This window comes from Flavobacterium cyanobacteriorum (assembly GCF_002251835.1).
Taxonomy (GTDB): domain Bacteria; phylum Bacteroidota; class Bacteroidia; order Flavobacteriales; family Flavobacteriaceae; genus Flavobacterium; species Flavobacterium cyanobacteriorum.
Genome location: NZ_NOXV01000271.1, coordinates 15,317 through 37,181 on the forward strand (window position 1 = coordinate 15,317; position 21,865 = coordinate 37,181).

At 43.1% G+C, this 21,865-nt stretch carries 14 protein-coding genes and 1 tRNA gene; 12 read left to right on the forward strand and 3 right to left on the reverse strand.

Annotated elements, in window-relative coordinates:
* Window positions 1–60: 60 nt before the first annotated feature.
* On the reverse strand, window positions 61–3,366 hold the full coding sequence (locus tag CHU92_RS09770) for a glycosyltransferase family 117 protein (RefSeq protein ID WP_094415068.1): 3,306 nt from the start codon (window positions 3,364–3,366) through the stop codon (window positions 61–63).
* 317 nt (window positions 3,367–3,683) lie between these two features.
* Between CHU92_RS09770 and CHU92_RS09775 the strand changes: the two genes are divergently transcribed.
* A tRNA-Gln gene (locus tag CHU92_RS09775) sits at window positions 3,684–3,754 on the forward strand.
* Between the two features lie 51 nt (window positions 3,755–3,805).
* Here the strand turns inward: CHU92_RS09775 and CHU92_RS09780 are convergent.
* Window positions 3,806–4,651, reverse strand: a complete 846-nt coding sequence (locus tag CHU92_RS09780; protein ID WP_094415070.1) for a universal stress protein — start codon at window positions 4,649–4,651, stop codon at window positions 3,806–3,808.
* Between the two features lie 172 nt (window positions 4,652–4,823).
* Here CHU92_RS09780 and rimP point away from each other — a divergent pair, with 172 nt between their 5' ends.
* The 3 genes from rimP to infB are packed head-to-tail and all read left to right on the forward strand — an operon-like array spanning window position 4,824 to window position 9,373.
* Window positions 4,824–5,291: a ribosome assembly cofactor RimP gene (rimP, locus tag CHU92_RS09785; protein WP_094415092.1), complete on the forward strand. Its 468-nt coding sequence runs from the start codon at window positions 4,824–4,826 to the stop codon at window positions 5,289–5,291.
* A gap of 21 nt (window positions 5,292–5,312) precedes the next feature.
* Window positions 5,313–6,551 carry a transcription termination factor NusA gene (gene nusA, locus CHU92_RS09790; protein WP_094415072.1) on the forward strand — a complete coding sequence of 413 codons (1,239 nt, stop codon included), beginning with the start codon at window positions 5,313–5,315 and terminating at the stop codon, window positions 6,549–6,551.
* Window positions 6,552–6,607: 56 nt separating this feature from the next.
* On the forward strand, window positions 6,608–9,373 hold the full coding sequence (infB, locus tag CHU92_RS09795) for a translation initiation factor IF-2 (protein WP_094415074.1): 2,766 nt from the start codon (window positions 6,608–6,610) through the stop codon (window positions 9,371–9,373).
* Between the two features lie 54 nt (window positions 9,374–9,427).
* Here the strand turns inward: infB and CHU92_RS09800 are convergent, their stop codons facing one another.
* Complete coding sequence (locus CHU92_RS09800; protein ID WP_094415076.1) at window positions 9,428–9,814, reverse strand: sporulation protein; 387 nt, start codon at window positions 9,812–9,814, stop codon at window positions 9,428–9,430.
* Window positions 9,815–10,025: 211 nt separating this feature from the next.
* On the opposite strand from CHU92_RS09800, the gene CHU92_RS09805 reads away from it, so the two are divergent.
* The 8 genes from CHU92_RS09805 to CHU92_RS09840 are packed head-to-tail and all read left to right on the forward strand — an operon-like array spanning window position 10,026 to window position 21,745.
* Entirely contained in the window at window positions 10,026–11,393 is a 1,368-nt protein-coding gene (locus tag CHU92_RS09805; RefSeq protein WP_094415094.1) for a c-type cytochrome, read from the forward strand.
* Window positions 11,394–11,424: 31 nt separating this feature from the next.
* A complete protein-coding gene (locus CHU92_RS09810) occupies window positions 11,425–14,481 on the forward strand; it encodes a TAT-variant-translocated molybdopterin oxidoreductase (RefSeq protein WP_094415078.1) in 3,057 nt (1,018 codons plus the stop codon).
* 40 nt (window positions 14,482–14,521) lie between these two features.
* Entirely contained in the window at window positions 14,522–15,943 is a 1,422-nt protein-coding gene (nrfD, locus tag CHU92_RS09815) for an NrfD/PsrC family molybdoenzyme membrane anchor subunit (RefSeq protein ID WP_094415080.1), read from the forward strand.
* A 4-nt stretch (window positions 15,944–15,947) separates the two neighbouring features.
* Window positions 15,948–16,472 (forward strand): DUF3341 domain-containing protein, encoded by a 525-nt coding sequence (locus tag CHU92_RS09820; RefSeq protein ID WP_094415082.1) that lies wholly within the window; start codon window positions 15,948–15,950, stop codon window positions 16,470–16,472.
* A 7-nt stretch (window positions 16,473–16,479) separates the two neighbouring features.
* Window positions 16,480–17,025 (forward strand): c-type cytochrome, encoded by a 546-nt coding sequence (locus CHU92_RS09825; RefSeq protein ID WP_094415084.1) that lies wholly within the window; start codon window positions 16,480–16,482, stop codon window positions 17,023–17,025.
* Window positions 17,026–17,050: 25 nt separating this feature from the next.
* Window positions 17,051–18,688: a quinol:cytochrome C oxidoreductase gene (locus CHU92_RS09830; RefSeq protein ID WP_094415086.1), complete on the forward strand. Its 1,638-nt coding sequence runs from the start codon at window positions 17,051–17,053 to the stop codon at window positions 18,686–18,688.
* An 18-nt stretch (window positions 18,689–18,706) separates the two neighbouring features.
* A complete protein-coding gene (locus CHU92_RS09835; protein ID WP_094415088.1) occupies window positions 18,707–19,900 on the forward strand; it encodes a cytochrome c oxidase subunit II in 1,194 nt (397 codons plus the stop codon).
* A 30-nt stretch (window positions 19,901–19,930) separates the two neighbouring features.
* Window positions 19,931–21,745, forward strand: a complete 1,815-nt coding sequence (locus CHU92_RS09840) for a cytochrome c oxidase subunit I (protein ID WP_094415090.1) — start codon at window positions 19,931–19,933, stop codon at window positions 21,743–21,745.
* Window positions 21,746–21,865: the final 120 nt, after the last annotated feature.

Sequence of the window (21,865 nt, forward strand, 5' to 3'; positions counted from 1 at the left end):
CACCTTAAATAAATGATGCAGCACTTTTGTGGCGCTGCATCTTAAATATAATATTAACTACTATTCGTTATCCCTTTTAAACCTTGGGAACTTTTTATTAAACTGGTTAAACCTGGCTTTGGCGTTGTTGTAATAGCCCGGGTCATGCTCTTTGGCAATTTCCAGTACGCCCCTGTACCGCTCAATATCAGTTATAATGTCTATGTGCATATCATCCTGTTCAGACAGCGTAAGGCCGCTGTAATAGGTCAGGTTTTCCTGGTATTTTCCAATAAGCAGGTCCAGCAGTTTACGTGCTTTTTCAGGCTGTGCTGTTTCATAATACCCGGCAGCAAAAGGCTCCACCAGTGTATAGTAGCCATAATATGCTACAGGCATTTTAGTCATGGCAAGGTCAATAACCTTCTTTGCCTTATCTAATTTACCTTCATTTATAAGCGCTTCTACAAGCCTGGCCATGTTGGTGCGGTAATTAAGGCTGTTCTTGCGGGTCTCCGGGTCATGGTATATGTGCGGGCTTTCGCTGTTGCCCCAGTACCAGTTCATTACAATCTTGTACATAACATCGGTATCAATATACCCCATATCCAGCGGGCTGCCGTCTTCAGGGATTGTGGTTTTTACAGGTACGAGCTTGTAAACCATACCATCAAGCTGCAGGTAGTCTTTCATCCACAGGTAATCATCATCGCCAAAGCTTCCGCCGGTAAAATAAATAGGCCTTTTCCAGTTGTTGTTATATAAAATATCAAGCATTATCAGCCTGTTTTTATACAGTGCATCTCCCTTAATATCAAAATCGATGTAAGGCACGATGGAGTCGTACAGTTTAGGTGATACAATACGGTTTTTTATTACGTTATTTTTATCAACGTTAAACCTTATCTTATTAGTGGGGTAATAGTTTACCCTGTGCCCGTTGTTTAGTTCTTTAGTATAACGTTCATCTGTTGGCGCGTTTTTGTCTTTGTCTGACGCAGTGAGGAAGGTAATAAATGTTTTTAAGTCGAGGCGGTCTTCCCGCTCCGGGACATGCACTATATAATCGCGGGTTCCCTGCTGGTACTGGTATTTCCCGAAAGAGATAGGCAGGGGTTCTGACTCATGGGCTTTTGCCTTCATCTGGTCAATATACCAGTCGGTCATCAGCAGGCTGGTATTTACTATCCTCACATCGGTGCGGTAGCCTTCCACTTCCTGTGCATACCACAGCGGAAAGGTATCATTATCTCCTATAGTAAATAATATGGCATTTTTATCGCAGGAAGATAAATAAGCTTTAGCCATGGCCAGCGCTGTGTATTTGCCTGAACGGTCATGGTCGTCCCAGTTTTGCGATGCCATCAGTACCGGCGCGGCCAGCATGGATATGGCTATAACAGCCGGTCCTGCAATTTTAGGCTGGAGGAATTTCTTTAATCCGTCATATATGGCATACACGCCAAAGCCCAGCCAAATGGCAAAAACATAAAAGGAGCCTACAAGGGCATAATCGCGCTCACGGGGTTCAAAAGGCCTTTCGTTAAGGTAAACTTTAAGGGCAAGGCCTGTAAAAAGGAACAGGGTCAGCAGGATATAAAAGCTTTTCATGTCTTTTTTAGCATGGAAAACAAGCCCGATAACTGCCAGTATAAAGGGGAGGAAATAATAAACATTCCTTCCTTTGTTGTTCAGCTGGTCTGACGGCAGGTTGTCCTGTGAGCCCAGGTGCAGTTCATCAACCGGCTTAATGCCACTTAGCCAGTTGCCGTCCTGGGTGTCATATTTGCCCTGTATGTCATTCTGCCTGCCGGTAAAGTTCCACATCAGGTAGCGCCAGTACATGTACCCGAACTGGTATTCGAACATAAATGCAAGGTTATCGGCCAGCGATGGTTTTTCAACAATTAGGTATTGGCCATAATTTTTCAGGAACTTATCATAATCCTCAAGGTCAGCCCTGCCGGATTTATAGGAAACCCTGAATTCATTAATAATACCTTCAAGCTCTCCTTTTACCTGGCCGATAGCAGTGCTTATTTCCTCATCGCTCATCCGTTCCAGCGGGAGGCCATATTTTTCCAGCTCACTCTCAAAAGGATAAGACGGGTCCAGCCGGAATTCAAGGGGCTTTGAAAAACTCATGTAATTTACAGCATGTTCACTGCTCCACATACGTGGCATGAAGCCTTTATGATTGTCGTCAGTATTTTGCTTTGCATTTACATAGTTGTTTACAATTACATATTTACCGGTCTTATAATCGCGTTGGTAATTAGGTTTTTCATCTTCATAAGGATTTTCCTTGTCAAGCCCTGCGTAAGTATCTGAATACATTGGGCCATAAAATAATTTCTGTTCGCCATACTGCTCCCTGTTGTAATAAGCCAGTACTTCTGCGGCATCCGAAGGACGGTTCTCATTGATAACCACATTAGCGTTGGCACGTATAGGGAGCATCATCCACGTGGAGAATCCTATCAGGATAAAAAGCACGCAGAGTAAGAGTGTGTTGTAAATGGCAAATTGCTTTTTCTTTGTGTATTGCAGCCCGAAATAAAAAAAAGCAACAATAAGGAAGAACATGAATATCGTTCCAGAATTGAAAGGCAGTCCGAGGCTGTTTACCATCCATATTTCGGTTTTGCCGAAAAGGGCCATAGTGTAAGGCAGCAGTAGCTTAAATATGAACAGCAGTATAGCCACAATTACAATATTGGCTATAATGAAATTTTTTACCGTGACTTTTTCATAATTTTTAAAAAAATAAATAAATCCAATCGTTGGTATAGCTAGTATAGCCATGAAATGTACCCCGAATGATAAGCCTATTACCAATGAGATGATGAGCAGCCATTTATTACCGCGGGGTGTATGCATTTCCTGCCCCCAGCGCAGGCCCAGCCAGAGCAGTATCGCAATGAACAGTGAAGCCATAGCATATACTTCGGCTTCGACGGCATTGTACCAAAAGCTATCTGAAAATGTATAGGCAAGCGAGCCGACGGCAGCACTGCCTAAAATAACAACGGCATTATTTTTATTAAATTCTGAAAATTTGCTGACAAGGTCTTTCAAGATAATGGTCATGGACCAAAACATGAACAGGATAGTAAAAGCACTTGAAAAAACTGACACCATATTGACCATTAAGGCTATTTTAGAGGTGTCGCCAAAGGCAAACATAGCAAAAAAAGCGCCGATCATCTGGAAGAGAGGTGCTCCCGGCGGGTGGCCTACTTCAAGCTTTGCAGATGTGGCAATGTATTCTCCACAATCCCAAAAACTTAGCGTAGGTTCAACAGTTAATGAATATACAGTAAGGGCAATTGCAAAAACGGTCCAGCCAAGGAGGGTGTTCCACTTTTTAAAATTGAATGTTGTCATGCAGTAACAGGATCAGGTTTATTTAATGCAAAGAAACTATTTTTTTATGTAAATATGCGTATAGCCGATATTTTATATGAAAACTTCTGCCTTGCCGGTATAACAGCAATAAAGCTTTCACAAGTCAGCCCATTATTCATTTACCTGCTGGCCAAAGGCGTATCGTTTTAGATTTTTGTGCTGTTTCCTGAATAACGTGCAATATCAGTTTTTCATATTTTTTAGTATAAAAATTTGCATTAAAAAAATTATATATTACATTTGCACCCGCAAACAAGTGCTGTTGGCTTCAGTCATGCCTTTATGCAAAACAGAACTGGTCCATGGTGTAATGGTAACACTACTGATTTTGGTTCAGTCATTCTAGGTTCGAGTCCTAGTGGACCAACAAAAAAACCTCTCAGCAACGAGAGGTTTTTTATTTATGAAATTTTTTTGATTATATTTTAAAGGTAATAACTGGCCTTACGGCATGATTGACCAGGTCTTCGCTTATACTGCCGTTAAAGAAGTGTGCAAGGCCTTTCCTGCCGTGTGTACACATCCCTATCAGGTCTGCATTAATGCTGTTGGCAAAGTGCAGTATTCCCTTCTCAATATTTACATCGTTATATATATGTGTGGTGTAGCCGTTTGTAAAATTGAAGCCTGAAGCAAAATCATGCATAATTTTTTCGGCGGCGTGTGTAGAACGGAAACTATTTGGGGTATTTACATATACAAGGTGTATATTGCTATTAAAACTATTTGCAAAATCAACTACTTTAGCAAAAGGTTTTTTTACTTCGTCTGAAAAGTCAGAGGCAAACACCATATTGGCCGGATTAAAGCCTTCCTGTTCTTTTTTTATGACAAGCACCGGCACATCTGATGTCCTCACCACTTTTTCAGTATTAGAGCCGATGAACATTTCCTGGAAGCCGCTTGCTCCGTGCGAACCCATTACAATGAGGTCTATACTATGCTTTTTTACATTTTTCATAATCCCGTCAAATGCCCTTTCAAATTGTATTGCCTCAACAATATCAATCCCCTGAAGGTAGGGCTCGTTAAGAATTTCCTGGAACCGCTCGCGGGTTTTTTCCATAAAAAACATAACTTCCGGTACATCAGCGCTACTGCCTACCGCGTTACTTTCTCCAATACCGTCATTTGCATAGGAAGGCAGTTCGAGCATGTGCAGCAAATAAACCTGGCCATCGTTCTCACGGGCTATGTTTGCGGCAACCTTTAGTGCATATTCGGCATGTTCGGAAAAGTCGGTAGGGACTAAAATTTTTTTCATAGTGGAGTGTAATTAACGTAAATTGGTTAGAAATTTAATACAATAAAAGTATAAAATATTTTTGCATTGAGCAATGATTTTCAACATATAAAATAAATTAGTATATTTGCGCCGTTATTTACTAAAAATTTAAATAATGAGGGGGCAAGAGTCCCCTCTTTTTATAGCATATATGGCGTTCAGAGAAAAAGTGGAAGACCTCCTGGCTAAGGCGCTTGAAGAGCGGCCGGCATTATTTCTTATTGACCTTTCTGTAAGCGACAGCTACAAGATTACAGTGACACTGGACGGGGACCAGGGGGTAAGTTTACAGGACTGTATAGATATAAGCCGTGCCATAGAATATAACCTTGACCGCGAAGAGCAGGACTTTTCTATTGAGGTCGCCTCAGCCGGTGCCACCAGTCCGCTCAGGAATATAAGGCAGTACCAAAAAAACGTTGGGCGTACGCTTAAAGTAAAAACTACCGCAGGTGAAGAAATACTCGCCACGCTCATTCATGCCGGGGAGGAGTTTATTGTGCTGGAGTGGAAAGCCCGAGAACCCAAAAAGATAGGCAAAGGAAAAGAAACAGTACTTAAAAAGGCTGAAATACATTACGGAGACATTAAAGAAGCAGTTGTTGAAATAATATTTTAAAACAAGATAAAAAGTGTTGGCATGGAAAATATAGCATTAATTGATTCGTTTTCAGAGTTTAAAGATGATAAGCTTATAGATCGCGTTACCCTGATGGCGATCCTGGAAGATGTATTTAGGAATGCATTAAAGAAGAAATATGGTTCCGATGATAATTTTGACATTATCATCAATCCTGATAAAGGGGATATGGAAATATGGAGGAACAGGGTTGTGGTAGCTGATGGCGAGGTAGAAGACCCGAATTCTGAAATATCCCTTAGCGAGGCAAGGAAAATCGAACCTGATTTTGAGGTTGGCGAAGAAGTTTCTGAAGAAGTAAAGCTTATACAACTTGGGCGGAGGGCTATACTGGCTTTACGGCAAAACCTGATATCAAAAATCCATGAACATGACAATACTAACCTGTATAAGCAGTTTAAAGACCTTATAGGTGAGATTTATACTGCAGAAGTGCATCATGTTCGCCCAAAAGCTGTAATTTTGGTCGACGATGAAGGAAATGAAATTGTCCTGCCCAAAGAAAAGCAGATACCGTCTGATTTTTTCCGCAAAGGCGACAATGTTCGGGGCATCATTGAAAGTGTGGAACTAAAAGGTAACAAACCGCAGATAGTAATGTCAAGGACTTCAGAAAAATTCCTTGAAAAACTTTTTGAGCAGGAGATACCCGAAGTATTTGATGGCCTTATTACCGTTAAAAAAGTAGTAAGGATCCCTGGCGAAAAGGCTAAAGTTGCCGTAGATTCCTATGATGACAGGATAGACCCCGTGGGAGCCTGCGTAGGTATGAAAGGATCAAGGATACACGGTATAGTACGCGAACTTGGTAACGAAAATATAGATGTTATCAATTATACAACAAACACACAGCTGTTTATATCAAGAGCGCTAAGCCCGGCCAAGGTTTCGTCTATTAAAATCGACGAGCAAAGTCACAGGGCAGATGTGTTTTTAAAACTTGAAGAAGTGTCTAAAGCTATAGGCAGGGGCGGCCACAATATAAAACTTGCCGGGCTGCTTACAGGCTATGAACTTGATGTTATTCGTGAAGGAAGCCCAGCAGAGGATGAGGATGTGGAACTAACAGAGTTTTCAGATGAGATTGAAGCCTGGGTTATTGAGGAATTTGCCAAGATAGGCCTTGATACTGCCCGCAGCGTGCTTAACCAGGATGTAGCCGACCTTGTGAGGAGGACCGATCTTGAGGAAGAAACAATTCTTGAGGTAATGCGCATTCTGAAGGAGGAATTTGAGTAGTAACTAAACAACTACAACTACAACACAACAACAAGAGAAAACATTAAAAATATTGTATGTCTGAAGAAAGAGCAATAAGAATAAACAAAGTATTAAGGGAATTAAACATTTCGCTGGAAAGGGCTGTGGATTTTCTGAAAGATAAGGGGCATACTATTGATGCAAGCCCCAATGCCAAGATATCCACAGAAGAATACAATATCCTGTTCAACCAGTTTTCTGCCGATAAAAGCAAAAAGACCGCTTCGCTGGAGGTGAGTGAGGAAAAAAGAAAGGAAAAGGAAGCGCTGCGTATTGCAAGGGAACGTGAAATCGAAGAAAAACGCAGGCAGGAAGAGGAAAAGCAGAGACAGGAAATAATAAAAGCGAAAGCATCGCTAACCGGCCCTGTAGCTGTTGGCAAGATTGACCTTAATCCTAAAAAAGCGGAGCCTTCTTCAGACGCCCCCGCTATTGAGGGTAAGCCAAAAGCCGAATCACCCGCATCGCACCCCGCCAAAGAGCCTATAGCCGAAAAACCTTTAGAAAAAAAGGACGTGCCTGCCGCACAAACGCCAATGCCGACACAAAATCCACAGGCAATAATACCCGAAGAAGAAAAGATTACTACACAATATCAAAAACTTTCCGGGGCAACTTTTACGGGGCAGACTATTGACCTTTCTCAGTTTGAAAAGAAGAAGAAAGAAGAGCCTAAAAAAGACAGCAGACCCGGGCAAAACCATGGGCAGCAAGGAGGTGCGAACAATAATAAAAATAAAAGAAAAAGGATTGCCCCTAAATCTCCGGGTATGGGAGGCCAAAACCCGCAGGGCGGAAGGCCGGGCGGCCAGGGTGCTAACCAACAGGGGGGAGGCGGCAAGCCGGGTAAGCCGTTTAATAAAGGAAACAGGCCAGCCATAGTAGCCAAAGTTGAGCCTACCGAAGAAGAGGTTAAAAACCAAATCCGTGAAACCCTTGAAAAACTTCAGGGTAAAGGAAGCAAATCTAAAGCTGCAAAATACAGGAGGGATAAGCGTGACAGTCACCGCCAGAAATCTGACGATGAGCAAAGGATGATGGAAGAAGGCAGCAAAATACTCAAAGTAACGGAGTTTGTTACGGTGGGCGAAATTGCTACTATGATGGATGTGCCTATAACCAAAGTTATATCAGTATGTATGTCGCTTGGCATTATGGTAACCATGAACCAGAGGCTTGATGCTGAAACCCTTACTATTGTTGCTGATGAGTTCGGCTATGAAGTGCAGTTCATCACTACAGATATTGAGGAAAATCTTGAAGTTGTTGAAGACAGGGAAGAAGACCTCGTGCACCGTGCGCCAATCGTTACCGTAATGGGCCACGTAGACCACGGTAAAACATCGCTGCTAGACTATATCCGTAAAGAAAACGTTATAGCAGGCGAATCAGGCGGTATAACGCAGCATATAGGCGCTTACGGGGTTACCCTTGATAACGGGCAGAAGATAACTTTCCTTGATACTCCGGGCCACGAGGCATTTACCGCAATGCGTGCCCGTGGTGCGCAGGTAACGGATATTGCCATCATAGTAATTGCGGCTGATGATGATATCATGCCACAAACAAAAGAAGCTATAAACCACGCGCAGGCTGCCGGGGTACCTATTATATTTGCCATCAATAAAGTTGATAAGCCTAACGCTAATCCTGAAAAGATTAAAGAAAGGCTTGCAGGCATGAACCTTTTAGTTGAAGACTGGGGCGGTAAAATTCAGTCGCATGACATTTCGGCCAAAACGGGGCTAGGGGTAAAAGACCTGCTTGAAAAAGTATTGCTTGAGGCGGAAATTTTAGACCTGAAAGCCAACCCTTCTAAAGCAGCCGTAGGTACAGTAGTTGAAGCATTCCTTGATAAAGGCCGTGGTTATGTTGCCACAGTGCTTGTACAGGGCGGTACGCTAAAGGTAGGCGACTATGTACTTGCCGGAAAACACCATGGCAAGGTTAGGGCAATGCACGATGAGCGTGGCCACAATATCAAAGAAGCAGGGCCATCAACACCTATATCAATACTGGGGCTTGACGGTGCCCCTACCGCAGGTGATAAGTTCAGTGTTTTTGAAGACGAGAGGGAGGCAAAACAGATTGCAGCCAAGCGTACACAACTTATCCGTGAGCAGTCAGTACGTACACAGCGCCATATAACGCTTGCCGAAATAGGCAGGAGGATTGCGCTGGGGCAGTTCAAGGAACTTAACATTATCCTTAAAGGTGACGTGGACGGTTCGGTTGAAGCGCTTTCAGATTCATTCTCTAAATTATCAACTGAAGAGATACAAATCAACATAATACACAAAGGTGTAGGAGCCATAACCGAATCGGATGTATTGCTTGCTTCGGCTTCAGATGCTATTATCATTGGGTTTAATGTACGTCCTATGCCAAATGCAAAGCAGCTTGCTGATAAGGAAGAAATTGATATCAGGAACTACTCTATCATTTATGATGCCATTGACGATGTTAAGGATGCCATGGAAGGCATGCTTTCGCCTGAAATGAAAGAGGAAGTTACCGGTACGGCAGAGATCAGGGAGATTTTCAAGATTTCAAAAGTGGGCACTATTGCCGGATGTATGGTTACTGACGGTAAGATATTCAGGTCTTCCAAGATCAGGCTCATCCGCGATGGCGTAGTTATCTATACCGGAGAGCTTGCCGCACTTAAGCGTTTTAAAGACGATGTTAAGGAAGTTTCCAAGGGGTACGACTGCGGTATGCAGGTAAAGAACTACAACGATATTCAGCAATTAGATATTATTGAGGCGTTCCAGGAAGTGGAAGTGAAGAAAAAACTGTAATAGTTTTATAATATAAAAAAGGCCCCGCATTGCGGGGCCTTTTTTATTCAGGGCTTATTTATTAGGTTTTATGATCAGGGCGTAAGGATATTTCTTTTTAATATCCAGCAGTGTGCGTTCAGCATCAATTTTTGATGTAAAGTTGCCAACCCACACTTTATATGTAGGGCTTGCAAATACTATCGTGCCGTCTATGCCCTTAAATTCTCGCTTAAATTCTGAAAGTGTTTTCCTTGCATTGCTGTTTTCGCCGTAAAATATCTGTATTTTATAACGATCATTAACGGTTATTGACGAATTTATCTTTCTTTTTTCGTTAAGCAGCTGTTCAAACCGGCTATCCTGGACAATCCCCGCATTGTCCTGGGCAACAGATTTTATCCCTGAAAAAAGAAAGAAAAAAGCTATTATTAAGGTTTTTTTATTTGTTAAAATTCTCATAATGAAGTGTGTTTGTCGCAAAATTACAACTATTTATTTTACTGGCTAAAACAATGATTATTTAGAATAATTATAAATTATATTATAAGGATTAATTAAGGTTTGAGAATTATACATAAGTCGTATTTTTGTGGGAGTTTTTAAAAAAGTATGCTGTTTTTACGGTATACCGCAAAAAACTAACCAAATTAAGTCGATAATCATTTTTAATATGAAAAAAGTGGGTAACCATTCTTCGTTTTCAAGGATTTTATTGTTCTTTTTAGTACTCTCGCTCTCCTTTTCAGTTGCATCGTTCGGCCAGCAGGCCGCGGCTCCTGCCGCTACGACTGATCCTGCCGCAGGTGCTGCTGGTGCTGCCGGTACAGGAGCAGCCCCGGCCGGGGCGGGTGATGCTGCAAAAGGTAAAGAATTATTCAATACACTTTGTGCCGCCTGCCATAAGCTGGATGCTAAGGCTACAGGGCCGGCATTAAGAGGTGTAGCGGACAGGCGTGACCGCCAGTGGCTCTACAAGTGGATAAGGAACAGCAGCGAAATGATTAAATCAGGCGACCCGGATGCCGTAAAGTTATTTGCTGAAAACAATAATGCGGTTATGACAGCATTCCCGCAACTTACCGATGCGGATATTGACAATATAATGGCTTACACTTCACAGCCTAAAGAAGCGGCTGCTCCAGCCCCTGGAAGTGACAAGGTTGGTGCAGGTGCTGTTGCTGCTGAAAGTGGTGTGTCGAATAATATTATCCTAGGTGCCCTTGTGCTTGTGCTTGGTGTCCTTATTGTGATGCTTTACCTGGTAAACAGGACCTTGAAAAGGGTAGTTTCTGCCAACAATATTGAAGAGGTACAAAAAGAGCCATCGCTTCCGCTTTGGAAAGCTTATGCTAAAAATCAGTTCCTCGTGCTGGTTACCGTAATACTTTTAATGCTGTCGGGGGCATACTTTATTTATGGTTACCTGATGCAGATTGGTGTTGACCAGGGCTATGAGCCGGTTCAGCCAATACACTTCTCGCACAAAATACACGCCGGAGATAATGGTATCGATTGTAAATACTGCCACTCTTCGGCAAGGGTAAGCAAGCATTCAGGTATACCTTCACTTAATATATGTATGAACTGCCACAAGAACATTGCCGAATTCCAGGGTGATAAGGATTCTACTTATGTAGAATATTCAAAAGAGTTCTACACGGCCGAGATACAGAAGCTTTACGATGCTGTAGGCTGGGATAAAACAGCCCAGAAATATACAGGTAAGCAAAAGCCGGTTAAGTGGGTGAGGATACACAACCTGCCTGATTTTGTTTACTTCAACCACGCGCAGCACGTTTCTGTTGCCGGTGTTGAGTGCCAGACATGCCACGGTCCGGTGGAAACATTTGAAATAATGAAACAGCATTCATCACTGACAATGGGCTGGTGTATTAACTGCCACCGCGAAACCGATGTTAAGGTTGAAGGCAATGACTATTATAAGAAGATCCACGATGAGCTTGCCAAAAAATATGGTGTGCAGAAACTTACTGCCGCCAATATGGGAGGTACGGAATGTGGAAAATGTCACTATTAATCAATTTTAAGAAGCTAATATCTATATACAAATGGCATCAAACAAAAAATACTGGCAAAGTGTTGAAGAGCTAAAGGAAAACAGCTCTATTGTTGAGACGCTAAGAAATAATGAGTTTGTTGAAGAGATTCCTACAGATGAGTTTCTTGGTGATAAGGAAGCTTTATCTTCTTCCTCAACAAGCCGCCGTGACTTTTTAAAGTATGTAGGCTTCAGTACGGCAGCGGCTTCGCTTGCTGCCTGTGAGGGCCCGGTTATCAAGTCAATTCCTTATGTAGTTCAACCTGAAGAGATCATCCCCGGTGTTGCCGATTACTATGCAACAACAATGGCTGATGGTTTTGATTTCGCCAATATACTTATTAAAGCCCGCGAGGGAAGGCCTATAAAAGTAGAGAACAACTACCTTGAGGGTTCTAAAATAAAACCAAATGCAAGGGTATATGCGTCAGTACTTTCATTGTACGACAGCATGCGCCTTAAGCAGCCGGTAATTGCAGGCAAGCCTGCTTCATGGGAAGAAGTAGATAACCGCGTTAAAGCTGGCTTAGGTCAGGCTGCAGCTGCAGGCGGCCAGATTGTGCTTCTTACAAATACCATGGCAAGCCCGTCAACAGATAAGCTTATTGCTGAATTCGGTGCAAAATACCCTAACTTCAGGCATGTTGTTTATGATGCCGTTTCAGCGACGGGTGCGCTTGATGCTTACCAGGCGGTATATGGAGAAAGGGCTTTGGCTGATTACGATTTTAAAGATGCCGATGTTATAGTTTCAGTGGGTGCTGATTTCCTTAGCGACTGGCAGGGAGGCGGATGCGATACAGGCTATGCGCAGGGGCGTATCCCGAAGAACGGGAAAATGTCAAAGCATATACAGTTTGAGGCTAACATGTCGCTTACCGGTGCTAATGCCGACAGGCGTGTCCCTATGACTGTTGCCCAGCAGAAACATGCGCTGGTATATCTGTATAATGTTATTACAGGTTCATCTGTAAACGCACCTAAAATTGAAGGTAAAGCAGGAGAAGAAGTGGTGAAGGCTGCCCAGCAGCTTAAAGCCGCAGGCTCGCGTGGTGTTTTGGTTTCAGGCCTTGATGATGTAAACGCTCAGCTTCTTGTAATTGCTATAAATAACGCGCTTCAGTCTCAGGCTTTCAGGCCGGGAGTGGCACGTTACATAAGGAAAGGCGATGCCAAAGCGGTAATGCAGCTTGTTAACGATATGAAAGCAGGCAGGGTACATACACTTATTATGAGTGGTGTTAACCCTGTTTATACACTTGCCAACAGCGCTGATTTTGCTGAAGGCCTTAAAAAAGTAAAACTGTCTGTAGCGTTCTCAATGAAAGAGGATGAAACATCTTCTGTAAGCACAATTGCAGCAGCAGCGCCCCATTATCTGGAGTCATGGGGAGATGTAAGCATTGCAAAAGGCTACTACAGCATAACCCAGCCTACCATCCGCCCGCTGTTCAATACAAGGCAGCTGCAGGATTCGCTTCTTGTATGGATGGGTAGTCCCGCAGGCTATTATGATTACCTGAAAGCATCTTCGGCTAACTTCTTTACAGGCAAAACCTGGAACCAGCTGGTGCATGATGGTGTAACGGTTACTGAAACGCTTCCTGCGGCTACAGCCAATGGCGCTGATTATTCAGGAGCGGCTTCAAGGCTTGCGGCCGCAAAACCACAGCAACTTGAGCTTATATTATATACTAAAGTAGGTATGGGCGACGGCCAGCAGGCCAACAACCCATGGCTGCAGGAATTCCCGGACCCGGTTACAAGGGTATCGTGGGACAATTATGTTACTGTTTCAAAAGCGGATGCTGATAAGTGGGGCCTTAAAAATTATAACGTTGCCAACGGTGGCCTTAACGGAAGCTATGTAACCATTGAAGCAGGCGGAAAGAAACTGGAGAAAGTTCCGGTTATCATTCACCCAGGCCAGGCCAAAGGCACTATTGGACTTGCGTTTGGCTATGGCCGTAAAGAAGGCATGAAAGATGAGATGAAGGTGGGTGTAAACGCGTATGCCCTTTACAACAACTTCAGTGATGTACAGGCTGCAAAAATAACTAAGGAGTCAGGCGACCATGAATTTGCCTGCGTACAGCTCCAGAAAACACTAATGGGTAGGGGTGATATTGTTAAGGAAACTACCCTGGAGATATTTAATACTAAAGACGCTGCCGACTGGAATGTTGTTCCTGTGGTATCGTTAGACCATAAAGAAGTTCCTGCCGTAACGGTTGACCTTTGGGAATCATTCGACAGGACTGTGGGCCACCACTTCAACCTATCAATCGACCTTAATGCCTGTACAGGTTGCGGTGCATGTGTAATTGCATGCCACGCTGAAAATAACGTACCGGTTGTAGGTAAGAGCGAGGTGAGGAGGAGCCGCGATATGCACTGGCTGCGTATCGACAGGTATTACTCATCTGAAGATACCTTTGCCGGTGACGTTAAAGTGAAGCAAAGTGCTTCAGGCCTTATGGACTCAATCGATAAGTTTGATGGCCTTGAAGACCCGGCAGATAACCCACAGGTGGTTTTCCAGCCGATATTCTGCCAGCACTGTAACCACGCACCTTGCGAAACCGTTTGCCCGGTTGCGGCAACATCACATGGGCGCCAGGGGCAGAACCACATGGCTTATAACCGTTGTGTAGGTACCCGTTACTGCGCAAATAACTGTCCTTATAAGGTACGCCGTTTTAACTGGTTCCTGTACAACAAGAACGAGGAGTTTGATTACCACATGAACGATGACCTTGGCCGTATGGTGCTTAACCCTGATGTTAACGTACGTTCAAGAGGGGTTATGGAAAAATGTACACTATGTATCCAGATGACCCAGTCTACTATCCTTAAAGCGAAGAGGGAAGGCCGTCCGGTACGTAAGGATGAATTCTATACAGCATGTTCTGAGGCCTGCGGAAGCGGCGCGCTTGTATTCGGTGATGTTAACAATCCCGAGGATACCGTTACCCAACTGAAAGAAAGCGACAGGATGTACCACCTGCTTGAACACATAGGTACCAAGCCGAACGTATTCTTCCATGTTAAGGTAAGGAACGTATAGAACTATAAGTAAATATTAATAAGAAACAATATAAAGGATTATGTCGTCTCATTACGAAGCACCCATTAGAAAACCTTTAATTATAGGTGATAAAAATTTCCACGATGTAACAGTTGATGTTGCAAGGCCGGTGGAAGGCAGGGCTAATAAGCAATGGTGGATTGCGTTCTCTATTGCGCTCGCCGCTTTTCTTTGGGGTGTAGGATGTATCTCCTATACTGTAGCCACCGGTATCGGGACATGGGGTTTAAATAAAACAATTGGATGGGCCTGGGATATTACCAACTTTGTATGGTGGGTAGGTATCGGCCACGCCGGTACGCTTATCTCTGCGGTACTGTTACTTTTCCGCCAAAAGTGGAGAATGGCCATTAACCGCTCCGCGGAAGCCATGACAATCTTCTCGGTAGTGCAGGCAGGTTTATTCCCGGTGTTCCACATGGGCCGTCCGTGGCTGGGTTACTGGGTACTTCCAATCCCTAACCAGTTTGGTTCACTTTGGGTAAACTTCAATTCACCACTTCTTTGGGACGTATTCGCAATCTCTACCTATCTTTCAGTATCATTGGTATTCTGGTGGACAGGGCTTTTGCCTGATTTTGCAATGCTTCGTGACAGGGCTTTTACTCCTTTCACAAAAAGGGTATATTCAATATTAAGTTTCGGGTGGAGCGGCCGCGCTAAGGACTGGCAGCGTTTTGAAGAGGTTTCGCTTGTTCTTGCAGGTTTGGCAACACCACTTGTACTTTCAGTACACACTATTGTATCATTTGACTTTGCCACGTCGGTTATCCCCGGATGGCACACCACTATCCTTCCGCCATACTTCGTTGCGGGTGCCATCTTCTCAGGATTTGCCATGGTAAACACGCTCCTCATCATCATGAGGAAGGTATCAAACCTTGAAGCGTACATTACCATCCAGCATATAGAGCTTATGAACATTATTATCATGATCACAGGTTCTATTGTAGGTATTGCTTACATTACCGAGCTGTTCATTGCATGGTATTCAGGTGTGGAGTATGAGCAGTACGCCTTCCTTAACAGGGCAACAGGGCCTTACTGGTGGTCATACTGGCTGATGATGACCTGCAACGTAATCTCTCCGCAGGTAATGTGGTTCAAAAAAATACGTACCAGCATAATGGCTTCATTTATAATCTCTATTGTGGTTAACGTTGGTATGTGGTTTGAGCGTTTCGTTATTATCGTTACCTCGCTTCACAGGGATTATCTTCCATCATCATGGACAATGTTCCAGCCTACTTTCGTAGATGCCGGTTTCTATATAGGTACTATTGGTTTCTTCTTCGTACTGTTCCTGCTTTACTCAAGAACCTTCCCGGTTATTGCACAGGCAGAGGTTAAGTCTATTATGAAATCATCAAGCGAAACCTACAAGAAGCTAAGGGAACAGCACGGACACGATAATCATTCACACTCAGAACATAATCATTAAGATCATGACTAATAAAGTATTGCATGTACTATATAATGATGATGACGTACTGATGGACGCCGTTAAAAAAACGCGTGCCGCTCATCATCATATTGAAGAAATATATACTCCTTTTCCGGTACACGGGCTTGACAAGGCTATGGGGCTTGAGCCTACAAGGATAGCAATAACATCTTTCCTTTATGGTTTGGTGGGCCTTAGCGTGGCTGTTACCATGGTTCGTTACATGATGATTATTGACTGGCCACAGGATATTGGCGGTAAACCAAGCTTTAGTTTCATCCAGAACATGCCTGCATTTGTTCCGGTTATGTTTGAAATGACCGTATTCTTTGCAGCCCACTTAATGGTGATAACTTTTTACATGAGGAGTAAATTATGGCCTTTTAAAAAAGCTGAAAACCCTGATGTAAGGACTACAGACGACCATTTCCTTATGGAAGTTGCTGCCCACGGAGATGTTGACCAGATGGTTTCTTTTTTTGAAAACACCGGTGCTGTGGAAGTTAAAGTAATAGAAAAGCATTAACAAGACTATGAAAGCATTATTTAAAATAGCATTATTGGCAAGTGTTTCAGTGGCCGTTACTTCGTGTTTTAACAAGAAGGAGCCTAACTACCAGTATTTCCCTAATATGCAGCAATCTGTTGCTTATGAAACCTATTCAGAGTCTAAGGCTTTTCCTAATGGTAAAGAAGCTCAAATCCCTGCAAAGGGTTCTATACCCAGGGGCTTTACCCCATATGAATATGAAAACTCTACGGCGGGTTATGAGCTTGCCAAAGCCAACCTTAAATCGCCTCTTGACTCACTTTCAATTGATGAGGCCCGAGGTGAGCAGTTATATACCATATACTGTGCAATTTGCCACGGCGACAAAGGTGACGGGAAAGGTAACCTTGTAAAGAGGGAAAAATTCCTCGGCGTGCCAAACTATAAGGACCGGCAGATTACTGAAGGCAGTATTTTCCATGTAGTAACATACGGATTAAACTCTATGGGTTCGCATGCTAACCAGTTAACCCAGGAAGAGCGTTGGCAGGTTACTCACCACGTGATGAAACTTAGGAGTCAATTATAATTGTAGAACACTGAAAGCATAAGATATGTACACATTTTCAAGTAGATTAAAAACGTTTTCTTTTATCCTGATGATCTTAGGTGTTCTGGGGATTGGATATAGTTTTTTCACTGCACCAAAAACCGTTGAGGACGTAGAAAAAATACTGGCTGCCGAAAGTCATCATGACGGCCATTCAGGGCATGATGCCGCACATCACGATGCTGCAAACAATGCTTCAAAAGACGCTCATGTCCATACAACACAGGATGTTCATTCTAATGATGCACAGCAAAAAGATGCTGTTGACCATGCCATTCATGATGAGCAGGATCAGGGCGAAAATGCCGACAGGCACATAACAGGTACGCCTGGCCGCGACAGCCTTGCTACGCCTGCTGCTAATGAGGCCGATACTCCCGGAAATGCCCAGCAACTTCCTGCAGGCAAAAGCGATATTGCAACAGCCAATAACCAGGATGCTGCATCTGCACATCATGTGCAGGATCATCACAGTGCCAGTGAAGCCGGCCATGCCGCACACGGCGCTGAAGCACATGATGCCCATAAAGAGCACCAGGAACACCTGGAGCATGTTCTTCACCAGTTGCAGAACAAGCCGTGGGCAGCGGTATACGTTGCTGCCATATTCTTTATGCTTATTTCTTTAGGTGCACTGGCTTTTTATGCTATACAATATGCAGCCCAGTCAGGTTGGTCTCCTATCCTTTTCAGGGTCATGGAAGGCATCACCAGCTACCTGCTTCCGGGTTCAATACTATTTTTTATCTTGTTAGTTTTAGGTGTTCTTCATGTGCATCATCTGTTTATATGGATGGATCCTGAAGTAGTTAAGGAAGATGCCCTTATTCAGGGTAAGTCAGGTTACCTTAACGGAACTTTCTTCCTCATCAGGGCTGTTATTTTCCTTGGCGGATGGAACCTTTACCGTTACTACTCAAGAAAAAATTCTTTAGCTAACGATGAAGCTTCTGATATAACGCTTTACAAAAAGAATTTCAAGATGTCAGCAACTTTCCTTGTATTCTTTATAGTTACTGAGTCAATCATGTCATGGGACTGGATTATGTCGGTTGACCCTCACTGGTACAGCACCCTTTTCGGATGGTATGTATTTGCCAGTTTCTTTGTAAGCGGTATCACCGCCATAGCCATGATTACTTTATACCTTAAAGGCAAAGGCTACCTTGAGTACGTAAATACAAGCCATATACATGACCTTGCCAAGTTCATGTTCGGTATCAGCATCTTCTGGACCTACCTTTGGTTCTCCCAGTTCATGCTTATGTGGTATGCCGATATACCGGAAGAGGTTACGTACTTTGTAACCCGTATTGAGGAGTATAACCTTCCTTTTTTCGGGATGCTTGCCATGAACTTTATCTTCCCGGTACTTATATTGCTTAACACTGATTTCAAACGTTTGTCATGGATAGTGGTAATGGCAGGTATAGTAATTCTTTGCGGACACTATATTGATTTCTTCAATATGATAATGCCGGCTACCGTGGGCGATCAGTGGTTTATAGGCGCAGGAGAGATTGGTGCAGTGATGTTCTTCCTTGGATTATTTATTTTTGTTGTGTTCAGCGCACTGGCCAAGGCGCCGCTTATGGTGAAGCACAACCCGTACCTTGAGGAAAGTAAGCATTTTCATTATTAATATTTAAAGAATAAACAAATGACAGGTTTATTGATAATTATAGTTTTAGTTTTATTAGGCATTGCAATATGGCAATTAACTAAAATATTCCACCTTACCCAGGTTGGCGCTGCGGTTCGTACCGAAAATACTGAAGTAGCCAATGACAGGGATAATAATGTTAATGGTTATTTGAATTTTGCTTTCCTTGGATTCATATATCTTATCACCATATATTCATTATGGAAATGGGGCCACCTGGCTTTAGGCACCCCTGCATCCGAACACGGCCCGCAGTATGATAACCTTATGGCGATATCGCTTGGCCTCATATTTTTTGTTCAGACAATTACACAGTTCCTTTTATATTATTTCTCTTTTAAATACAGGGGTAAACAAGGTAATGTCGCCTTTTACTACGCCGATAATGATAAGCTGGAGTTCATCTGGACTATCATACCCGTTATAGTGCTGGCAGGCCTCATACTTTACGGCCTTTATACCTGGACAAACATCATGTTTGTTGACGATAAGGATAAAGATGCCCTTTATGTAGAAGTATATGCTAAACAGTTTAGCTGGGAAGTACGTTACGCCGGTGAAGACGGAGTTTTAGGAAAAGCCAACGTAAGGTATATTGATGGTGTTAACACTATGGGTGTTGACATGAGCGACCCTAACGCGCAGGATGATATTACGGTTAATGAGCTGCACATCCCTAAAGGAAGGAAAGTTATTTTTAAATTCCGCTCCCAGGATGTACTGCACTCGGCTTACATGCCGCACTTCAGGGCACAGATGAACGTAGTGCCGGGTATGGTGACTGAATTTGCTTTCACGCCAACCATTACAACAGACGAAATGCGCGATGACCCGCAGATCATTGAAAAGGTAGCCAACATCAACAAAATACGCTCAAAAAGAAGTTCAGCCCTTGTGGCAAAAGGCGAACAGGCCCTGGAACCATATGTTTTTGATTATATATTATTATGTAATAAAATTTGTGGTGCATCACACTACAATATGCAGATGAAACTTGTTGTTGACAGCGAAGCTGATTTCAATAAATGGCTTAAAGAAAAGAAAACACTTTCTGTAGCTGTTAAAGAATCGCAAAAAGAAGCTGCAGCGCCTGCTGATGCCCCTCAGGGTACCCCGGCCAAACCGGACGCTTCAGGTACTGCCGCCGCTAAACCTGATTCAACAGCAGTAGCACAGGTAATGAAAAAATAATTCTTTTTTAAATATTCAAATTAAAGAAATATGTCAGCAGTAGGACACGAATTACACGGTCACGCAGAACACGGTCATCACGATGCTCATGCTCATCACCATAAAGATACTTTTATAACAAAGTATATTTTCAGTATTGACCACAAGATGATCGCAAAACAATACCTTATTACAGGTATTATAATGGGTATCATAGGCATCATGATGTCTATACTGTTCCGCATGCAGTTAGCATGGCCTGAAGAGTCATTTGGTATTTTTAAAGTGCTTTTAGGTGATAAATTTGCTCCTAATGGCGTAATGCGTAATGATATTTACCTGGCATTGGTAACAATACATGGTACTATCATGGTATTTTTTGTATTAACAGCAGGTTTGAGCGGTACTTTCAGTAACCTCCTTATACCATTGCAGATTGGTGCAAGGGATATGGCTTCAGGTTTTATGAATATGATATCGTACTGGCTTTTCTTCGTTTCGTCAGTAATCATGGTTATTTCCCTTTTTGTTGAATCAGGCCCGGCTTCAGCCGGATGGACAATTTATCCGCCACTGAGTGCACTTCCGCAGGCTATACCGGGTTCAGGCGCGGGGATGACCCTCTGGTTGGTTTCTATGGCCATTTTTATCGCCTCTTCACTCATGGGATCGCTTAACTATGTGGTTACTGTAATAAACCTGAGGACAAAAGGTATGTCTATGACAAGGCTTCCGCTAACGGTTTGGGCCTTCTTCATTACAGCTATCATCGGTATTGTATCGTTCCCTGTGCTTTTATCAGCGGCTTTACTGTTATTGTTTGACAGGAGCTTCGGTACTTCTTTTTTCCTTTCTGATATCTTTATTGCAGGGGAAGTATTACACTACCAGGGCGGTTCCCCGGTATTGTTTGAACACCTTTTCTGGTTCCTGGGCCACCCGGAAGTTTACATTGTTATCCTTCCTGCCATGGGCCTTGTGTCAGAGATTATGGCTACCAATGCACGTAAGCCTATCTTCGGTTACCGTGCCATGATTGCCTCTATACTTGCCATTGCGTTCCTTTCTACTATTGTTTGGGGGCACCATATGTTTATTTCAGGTATGAACCCGTTCTTAGGCTCGGTATTTACCTTTACTACGCTTCTTATTGCTATACCTTCGGCAGTAAAAGCTTTCAACTGGATTACTACATTGTGGAGGGGTAACCTACAGATGAATACGGCCATGTTGTTCTCTATAGGTTTCGTTTCAACATTTATTACCGGTGGCCTTACAGGTATTATCCTTGGAGACAGTACTCTTGATATTAACGTTCATGATACTTACTTTGTGGTAGCGCACTTCCACCTGGTAATGGGTATATCAGCTCTTTATGGTATGTTTGCCGGCATCTATCATTGGTTCCCGCGCATGTTCGGAAGGATGCTGAACAAAAATCTTGGCTACACCCACTTCTGGGTAACTTCGGTATGTGCGTATGGCGTATTCTTCCCTATGCACTTTATTGGTATGGCCGGCCTTCCAAGGCGTTACTATACAAACACAGCATTCCCGCTATTCGACGACCTTCAGGATGTTAACGTCATCATCACTATGTTTGCCATCATAGGTTCTGTATTCCAGCTGCCATTCCTGTGGAACTTTTTCTACAGTATTTTCAAAGGCAAAAAAGCTCCGATGAACCCATGGAAGTCAAATACCCTTGAATGGACTGCTCCTGTAGAGCACATGCACGGGAACTGGCCTGGTGAAATACCGGAAGTTTACAGGTGGCCTTATGACTACAGTAAGCCCGGCCATGAGGAAGATTTCGTTCCCCAAAACGTGCCAATGAAGCCTAATGAAGAAGTGTTACACCACTAATCGTTATTCATTATACTAAAAAAGGATGCTGTAGGGCATCCTTTTTTATTTTCAATATTTTATTTTTAAATGTTTACTAAGTACACGACAAAAATTGTATTAAATTAATTTCCAGCTTAT

Bases quoted from the DNA above. Each gene is read 5' to 3' on its own strand.
- CHU92_RS09820 (WP_094415082.1), top strand. From the start codon at position 15,948: ATGACTAATAAAGTATTGCATGTACTATATAATGATGATGACGTACTG.
- CHU92_RS09805 (WP_094415094.1), top strand. From the start codon at position 10,026: ATGAAAAAAGTGGGTAACCATTCTTCGTTTTCAAGGATTTTATTGTTC.
- CHU92_RS09770 (WP_094415068.1), bottom strand. From the start codon at position 3,366: ATGACAACATTCAATTTTAAAAAGTGGAACACCCTCCTTGGCTGGACC.
- CHU92_RS09780 (WP_094415070.1), bottom strand. From the start codon at position 4,651: ATGAAAAAAATTTTAGTCCCTACCGACTTTTCCGAACATGCCGAATAT.
- CHU92_RS09810 (WP_094415078.1), top strand. From the start codon at position 11,425: ATGGCATCAAACAAAAAATACTGGCAAAGTGTTGAAGAGCTAAAGGAA.
- CHU92_RS09800 (WP_094415076.1), bottom strand. From the start codon at position 9,814: ATGAGAATTTTAACAAATAAAAAAACCTTAATAATAGCTTTTTTCTTT.
- nusA (WP_094415072.1), top strand. From the start codon at position 5,313: ATGGAAAATATAGCATTAATTGATTCGTTTTCAGAGTTTAAAGATGAT.
- CHU92_RS09840 (WP_094415090.1), top strand. From the start codon at position 19,931: ATGTCAGCAGTAGGACACGAATTACACGGTCACGCAGAACACGGTCAT.
- CHU92_RS09835 (WP_094415088.1), top strand. From the start codon at position 18,707: ATGACAGGTTTATTGATAATTATAGTTTTAGTTTTATTAGGCATTGCA.
- rimP (WP_094415092.1), top strand. From the start codon at position 4,824: ATGGCGTTCAGAGAAAAAGTGGAAGACCTCCTGGCTAAGGCGCTTGAA.
- nrfD (WP_094415080.1), top strand. From the start codon at position 14,522: ATGTCGTCTCATTACGAAGCACCCATTAGAAAACCTTTAATTATAGGT.
- CHU92_RS09825 (WP_094415084.1), top strand. From the start codon at position 16,480: ATGAAAGCATTATTTAAAATAGCATTATTGGCAAGTGTTTCAGTGGCC.
- CHU92_RS09830 (WP_094415086.1), top strand. From the start codon at position 17,051: ATGTACACATTTTCAAGTAGATTAAAAACGTTTTCTTTTATCCTGATG.
- infB (WP_094415074.1), top strand. From the start codon at position 6,608: ATGTCTGAAGAAAGAGCAATAAGAATAAACAAAGTATTAAGGGAATTA.